This is a genomic window from Nonomuraea aridisoli, assembly GCF_003236395.1.
Taxonomy (GTDB): Bacteria; Actinomycetota; Actinomycetes; order Streptosporangiales; family Streptosporangiaceae; genus Nonomuraea; species Nonomuraea aridisoli.
In genome coordinates this window covers 22,170-28,344 of the sequence record NZ_POUD01000098.1, presented here as the reverse complement: position 1 = coordinate 28,344, position 6,175 = coordinate 22,170, and the positions used below count along the sequence as shown (strand labels likewise).

Here is a 6,175-nt window from a genome sequence, read left to right as displayed (position 1 = left end):
ACCTCCCGCCGCGTCACCTTCACCGCCCCGCCCGGCGCGTACGCCTTCCACGACGAGATCACCTTCACCCCCGCCACCTCCGGCACCCTCACGGTGCGCTGAAGCCCTGGCGGGGGGCCGTCAGCCGAAGCTCAGGACCAGGGTCGTGTGGCGCTTCTCGATCACCACCGGCCTTCCCCGCACCAGGCCCCGGTGGGCCTCGACGCGCAGGTCGCCCACGCCCGGGCGGCCGGCCGCGTCCCACGCCCGGACGTGCGCGGCCAGGTCGGCCGCCAGCCGGTCGCCGCCGGGGCCGTGGCCGCGGGCGAGCAGGGCGCCGTCCTCCAGGGCGAGCAGCGCGACGGCGTCGCCCTCGACGATCCCGGCCGTGCCGCCGTACCCGCGCCCGAGCTTGCCGGCCACGGTGCACCAGCGCGGCTCGTGCACCGCCAGCCACAGCGACACCCCCACGTGCAGGTCGTACACCGAGCCGTGCTCCTCCTCGCGGACGACGATCACGCGCGGCTCGGCGTCGATCGCCGCCGCCACGTCACCGATCTCGCGCTCCGTGGGCAGCACCAGCGACAGGTACGGCTCCTCGCGCACCATCTTGACCACCTCGGGCCCGGCCGCCGCCCCGCGCATCCGCATGAACCCGCACGGCGTCACCGACCGGCTGACCCAGTGGTCGTCCGCCCGCTCCATGGCCGCCGACACCTGCACGCCGCGCAGGTCGAGCGGCACCACCAGCCGCCCCTCGGGGCGGAGCTGGTCCAGCCACGCCGGCTCCAGGTCCCACACCCCGACCGTGGCGATCAGCCGGTCGTACGGCGCCCCGGCCGGGTGGCCCCCGGCCCCGTCGGCGCAGACCACCTCCACCTGGGCGCACCCGGCGGCCGAGAGATGCCGCCTGGCCTGCTCCACGGTGTCGGCGTCGATGTCGAGGCTCACCACGTGGCCGCCGGGCCCGGTGAGGTGGGCCAGCAGCGCCGCGTTGTAGCCGGTGCCGGCGCCGATCTCCAGCACCCGGTGGCCCGGCTCGACGCCGAGCTGGTCGAGCATGACGGCCATGATCAGCGGCTGCGAGGACGAGCTGACCGGCAGGCCGGCGGCGTCGCGCTTGGTGACGATGGGCTGGTCACGGTAGGCGTGCTCGGGATCGACACCCGGCACGAAGAGGTGACGCGGCACGGCGAGCATGGCCTCGGCCACGGGCTCGCTGACGGCGTGGCGTTCGCGCAGCGCGGCCACCATGGCCCGCCGCCGCGCCGTGAGGTCCATGACTCCATTGTCCACGCCGGATTCTTCCGTGAAGGGTCGGTAAAGAAACGGTCAAGAAGGATTGAGGGGAGGACGGGCGGGCATGGCAGGCAACTCATGTACTCGAACGCGAGGAGGAGCCGTAGTGCTCACCCTGACAGCTAACGCCGCTCAGGCGATCCGTGACCTGACCGCGACGGCGCCCGAGCCTTCCCAGAGCGGGATTCGCATCTCGTCTCAGGGGGAGGGCGCCAACTCGCTCACCCTGACCCTCGCGACCGCCCCGGAGCCGGCGGACGCAGTGGTCGAGGCCGAAGGCGCGCGGGTCTACCTGGACCCCGTGGCCGCGACCGTTCTGGAGGACAAGTCTCTGGACGCCGGAGCCGACGCGCAGGGCAGCGTGTCGTTCCTGGTGACCGAGAAGAACGCGTGATGAGGCGCCGTCGTGCCGGGGTCGCCGCTCCGGCACGACGGCGACCCTCGCCCGACTCTCAGCCGAGCAGCTTGCGCAGGTAGCGCAACTGCTCCTCCGCCTGGTACCCGCCGCCGCCCTCGTGGTTGTTCCAGGGCCACACGGTGATCTCCTTGGGACCCTGCCAGTGGTTGTACGCGGCGAACACCGTCGACGGCGGGCAGATGTCGTCCATCAGCGCCACCGAGTAGAGCGCGGGCACGCGCCCGCGGGCGGCGAAGTTCAGCCCGTCGAAGTACGACAACGTGCGGAAGACCTGCTCGGCGCTGTCACGCCGGGAGGCCAGGAACCGGACCAGCTCCTGGTACGGGTCGCGCCCGGTGATCTCGACGGCCCGCCGGAAGTGCGACAGGAACGGCACGTCGATGAGCGCCGCCCGCACGCCCGGGTGCAGCGCGGCCGTCGCCTGTGAGATGGCGCCGCCCTGGCTGCCGCCCGACACCACCACGCGGGAGGCGTCCACCGCCGGATGCGCCGCCGCCGCGTCGACCGCCCGCACCGCGTCGGTGAAGACCCGCCGGTAGTAGTAGTCGGCCGGGTCGAGGATGCCGCGGGTCATCATGCCGGGCGCCTGCGGGCCCGAGCTGCCGTGCGGGTCTCCGGTGGCCCCGGGGCTGCCGACACTGGCACCGCCGTGGCCGCGCGTCTCCATCACGAACACCGCGTACCCCGCGGCCGGCCACATCAGGTGGTCCTTCGGGAAACCGCGCCCGCCGCCGTAACCGATGTAGTGCATCACGCACGGCACCGGGTCCTGCGCGCCGCGCGGCAGCAGGAACCAGCCGTTGATCCGGTGACCGCCCCATCCGGCGAACGACACGTCGAACACGTCCACACTGGCGAAGGGCAGGTCGTACGGCACGTACTCGGCCGCCAGGTCGAACTCCCGGGCCTCGGCCAGGGTCGCGGACCAGAACGCGTCGAAGTCGGCGGGCTCGTCGCGCTCGGGGCGGTAGCCGCGGAGTTCCTCCAACGGCAGGTCGAACAGGGGCACGGGGGTCTCCAACCTGTAGAAACGATGCTGATATTTCACATCATCGGGATGGAAAGCGCTATCTCGCCCCACTTTCCCCGGTGATGCCGGGCCTGCTGGGTAGACGACCCACCGTGAGCGAACTCCTGGTCGAAGTCCCCTACTCCCACCTCCACCCCGGTCTCCTCCTGGACGCCCCCGCGGACACCGCCGACTTCCTCGTGGTCTTCGGCGACGAGTCCGAGGCGCGCGCCCAGGTGCTGCGGGACCACGCGGGCCGTCCGCTGCTGAGGGTGGGCGGCTACATGACCGCCAATGGCACGGTGATCGGCGAACGGGTCTGGACCGTCCGCGAGGTCGTCCGCCATGGCGACCGCGTCCGCCTCCGCCTGGGCAGTGCACTTCCCTGACCCCGTTTTCCGCATGTAATACCGCAAAACGCTCTTTTGTTGTAGGCAGGGCAGTTGACGCAAAACTGCCCTGCTTCTGTGTGCCGGTATAGCGATCTGGGGTATTCGTCCCTTTTGAACCAGGACGAACACATTCAGGGGGATCGTCGTGGCCATGCAAACAGAGATCCGTAACCTGCTCGACTGCCATGTGGTGGGGTCGGACGGACAACCGATCGGCAAGGTGGGACAGGTCTATCTCAACGACCGAACGGGCGAGCCGGAATGGGTGACCGTACGCACGGGGTTCTTCGGGATGAAGCAGACCTTCGTGCCTCTGGCCAGCGCTCGACGCTCGGGTGGGGAGATCCGAGTCCCCTACGACAAAGAGATGATCAAGGGGGCGCCCAACATCGACGTGGACGACCGCCTGAACCTCGACGAGGAGGCCGATCTCTACCGCTACTACGGCATGCAGCCGTCGACCATCCCGCGCCAGCGCGTCGGCGAACAGGGCGCCCCTGGCGCCACGGCGGAGACCACCGGGACGACCGGCGCCGCCGGGACGACCGCCGGGACGACCGCGGGAACGACCGCCGGGCGGCTCACCGAGAAGCCGGGGGAGAGGCCGTACGAGCCCACCGGCAAGGGTGTGGCCGGCGAGACGCGCCAGGGCTTCGCCGAGGACCGCGACATCGAGATGATCCGGTCGGAGGAGCAGCTCCACATCGGCAAGGAGAGCCGCGAGAAGGGCCGCGTGCGGCTGCACAAGTACGTCGAGACCGAGAGCGTTCAGGAAAGAGTCCCGCTCTCCCACGAGGAGATCGTGATCGAGCGCGAGCCGATCCGCGAGGGCGAGGTCACCGGGACGTACGAGATCGGCGAGGAGGACCGCCAGCTCATCCTGCACGAGGAGCGCCCGGTCGTCGGCAAGGAGACCCGGCCGGTCGAGCGCGTGCACGTCCGCAAGCAGGAGATCCGGCACGAGGAGACCGTCGAGGGCCAGGTCCGCAAGGAGCGGCTGGAGATCGACGAGGAGGGCGAGACCAGAGCCGAGACCAGAGGCGACAAGAAGTTGTTCGGCCGCGGCAAGGAGCCTCCGCCGAGACGGTGAGGCTCGCGCCGGGAGCGCGAACGCGTCGCGCGGGGGTGCCGGGGAGGACCTCCGCGGACGCATGCGATTCCCGTCCGAACGATTTACACTCTGCACGCGCGACGCGAATGAGACGTTGAATGACATTCGCCGACGCGCGCGGGCCGCATATGCCTTTTCCAGGCGCCGGCCGCGAAATCTCAGGAATACAACTCGACCTCGTTCAGCATGCTGCACGACGCGCCGATTTCCGGGTCGCAGTCGCGCGTCGGCTCGGTGACGATTCTGACGTGCCGGGCGGTGCGCCCGATGGCGTCGTAGCGCATCGCGTGGTCGGTCCTTTCGTGGATCGTGACGACCGGCTCGCCCCAGGAGCGCCCGTCGGCGGAGACGTACACCCGGGCCCCCGCCGGATGCCCGGGACGCAGGCTCAGCCCGATGCGGCTCAGCCGGTACGGCCGCCTGAAGTGCAGCTCGTAACGCCCGCGCCCGGCGGCCACGGCGCTCGACCAGTAGGCGGTGCTGCCGTCGATCGCGCCCGCCGGGTTCGTGCGCGCGCGGTACGGGCTCGACCAGCGCATCGTCGTCGAGATCCGCAGGTCGCCGCTGCGGCGCAGCGCGGCGAGGTCGATCCGGTGGCCGGGCGTGGCGACGGTGAACAGCAGGCGCTTGATCGCGTACCAGCCGCCGTGCTCGAACCTGCCGTGCGCCGGGCAGGCCGTCTCGTTGAGCGTCCCGTCGGCGCCGACCCCCGGCAGCTTGCAGTTGTCGACCACCTGGATCAGCCGGTGCGGGCCGACCGCGGCCAGGCCGGTGTAGCCGGACGAGCCGTGCGTGTCCCAGATCCCGTCGCGGTTGTGGTACGTCACCCGCGGCTCCGTCCACTCCTCGCCGAGCCCGTCGGGGGAGACGGCCAGCCAGTTGTCGGGCCGCCCCGCGCTCAGCACGAGCAGGCCGCCCGGCGTCAGCAGCAGCCGCGGCGCGACGCCGCGCACCACGCAGTCCATGCCGGCGAAGCGCACCTCGCGCACCGGCGACCAGGTGCGCCCGCCGTCGCGCGAGCGGCTCTGGTGCAGCGTCGAATACCGGCCGCCGTCGCGCCGCAGCACCGCGAGCAGGCTGCCGTCCAGCGCCTGCTCGACGCTCGCCTCCGTGAACCAGAACCCGTCGCTGGGCCGGGCGATCACCCCGCGCCGGTGGAAAGTGGCGCCGCCGTCCTCGCTGGCGTACACCTCGGCCTGGTACGTGCCGGTGTCGGTGTAGCGGGCGTAGAGGGTGACGAGGATCGCGCCGTCGGCGAGCTGGATCGGTGCGCCGTACGCGGCCCCGCCGGGCAGCAGGTCGCCGGGGGTGTGCAGGGTGGCCTCCGAGCGCAGCCAGCTCTCGCCGTCCTGCAGCGCGGAGGAGGTCAGCACGCCCAGCCGCGCGGTGTGCGGGCCGGTGCGGGCCGGATAGTACTCGGTGGCGAAGAACCGGCCGTCGTGCAGCTCGATCGGCGACTCGCGCAGCGGCGTCGCGCCCGGCGGGCCGAAGGTGACGCCGCCGTCGCCGGAGACCGCCGCCGCGTTGGTGAGGGTGACGACCTGGTCGACGTTGGTGGCGTAGGTGGTGATCACCTTCTGGGCGGGCCTGCCGCCCGGGCCGGCCACGTCGAGGACCGAGACGTTGGGGAACCCGGCGAAGTCGAGCCGCTCGGAGGCCGTCGGCTCCCGCCCGGCGGGCGCGGGGTGGGGATGGATCCACTCGAGTGAGGAAGCAGTGTCGATGAGGTAAGACCCGTCTGCCGCGGCCGGCGTGAAGTCCTCGGCGAGCACGCAGTACGGAGCCCCGGCCGGCGCGGGATCCGGCGGCGTGAAAGGTCCCGCGACCATCGACATGGCCGTGACCACGGCTCCGGCCACCCGCACGGGCTCGCTCCTCGACTGTCGTACGCCACCGTCAACGCCGTTCGGAACTCTAGATCACCTACGCGCCGTAACACGGGATTCACGCGGGTGAAGTCGCCGGTT

The 6,175-nt window shown here is 71.6% G+C and carries 6 protein-coding genes; 3 read left to right on the top strand and 3 right to left on the bottom strand.

Annotated features, from left to right (window positions below; genetic code table 11):
* Positions 1 to 120 precede the first annotated feature (120 nt).
* A complete protein-coding gene (gene fxlM, locus C1J01_RS23225) occupies positions 121 to 1,260 on the bottom strand; it encodes a methyltransferase, FxLD system (RefSeq protein ID WP_111181084.1) in 1,140 nt (379 codons plus the stop codon).
* A gap of 124 nt (positions 1,261 to 1,384) precedes the next feature.
* On the opposite strand from fxlM, the gene C1J01_RS23220 reads away from it, so the two are divergent.
* Positions 1,385 to 1,672, top strand: a complete 288-nt coding sequence (locus C1J01_RS23220) for a Fe-S cluster assembly protein HesB (protein WP_111181083.1) — start codon at positions 1,385 to 1,387, stop codon at positions 1,670 to 1,672.
* Between the two features lie 58 nt (positions 1,673 to 1,730).
* On the opposite strand, the gene C1J01_RS23215 is transcribed toward C1J01_RS23220, so the two are convergent.
* Positions 1,731 to 2,705 carry an acetylxylan esterase gene (locus C1J01_RS23215; RefSeq protein WP_111181087.1) on the bottom strand — a complete coding sequence of 325 codons (975 nt, stop codon included), beginning with the start codon at positions 2,703 to 2,705 and terminating at the stop codon, positions 1,731 to 1,733.
* A gap of 113 nt (positions 2,706 to 2,818) precedes the next feature.
* Here C1J01_RS23215 and C1J01_RS23210 point away from each other — a divergent pair, with 113 nt between their 5' ends.
* Both C1J01_RS23210 and C1J01_RS23205 read left to right on the top strand, forming a co-directional pair.
* Positions 2,819 to 3,094, top strand: coding sequence for a hypothetical protein (locus C1J01_RS23210; RefSeq protein ID WP_111181082.1), 276 nt, complete (start codon positions 2,819 to 2,821; stop codon positions 3,092 to 3,094).
* A 154-nt stretch (positions 3,095 to 3,248) separates the two neighbouring features.
* A complete protein-coding gene (locus C1J01_RS23205) occupies positions 3,249 to 4,187 on the top strand; it encodes a DUF2382 domain-containing protein (RefSeq protein ID WP_146615698.1) in 939 nt (312 codons plus the stop codon).
* 179 nt (positions 4,188 to 4,366) lie between these two features.
* Here C1J01_RS23205 and C1J01_RS23200 read toward each other — a convergent pair whose 3' ends face one another.
* Positions 4,367 to 6,073: an exo-alpha-sialidase gene (locus C1J01_RS23200; RefSeq protein ID WP_111181080.1), complete on the bottom strand. Its 1,707-nt coding sequence runs from the start codon at positions 6,071 to 6,073 to the stop codon at positions 4,367 to 4,369.
* Positions 6,074 to 6,175 lie beyond the last annotated feature (102 nt).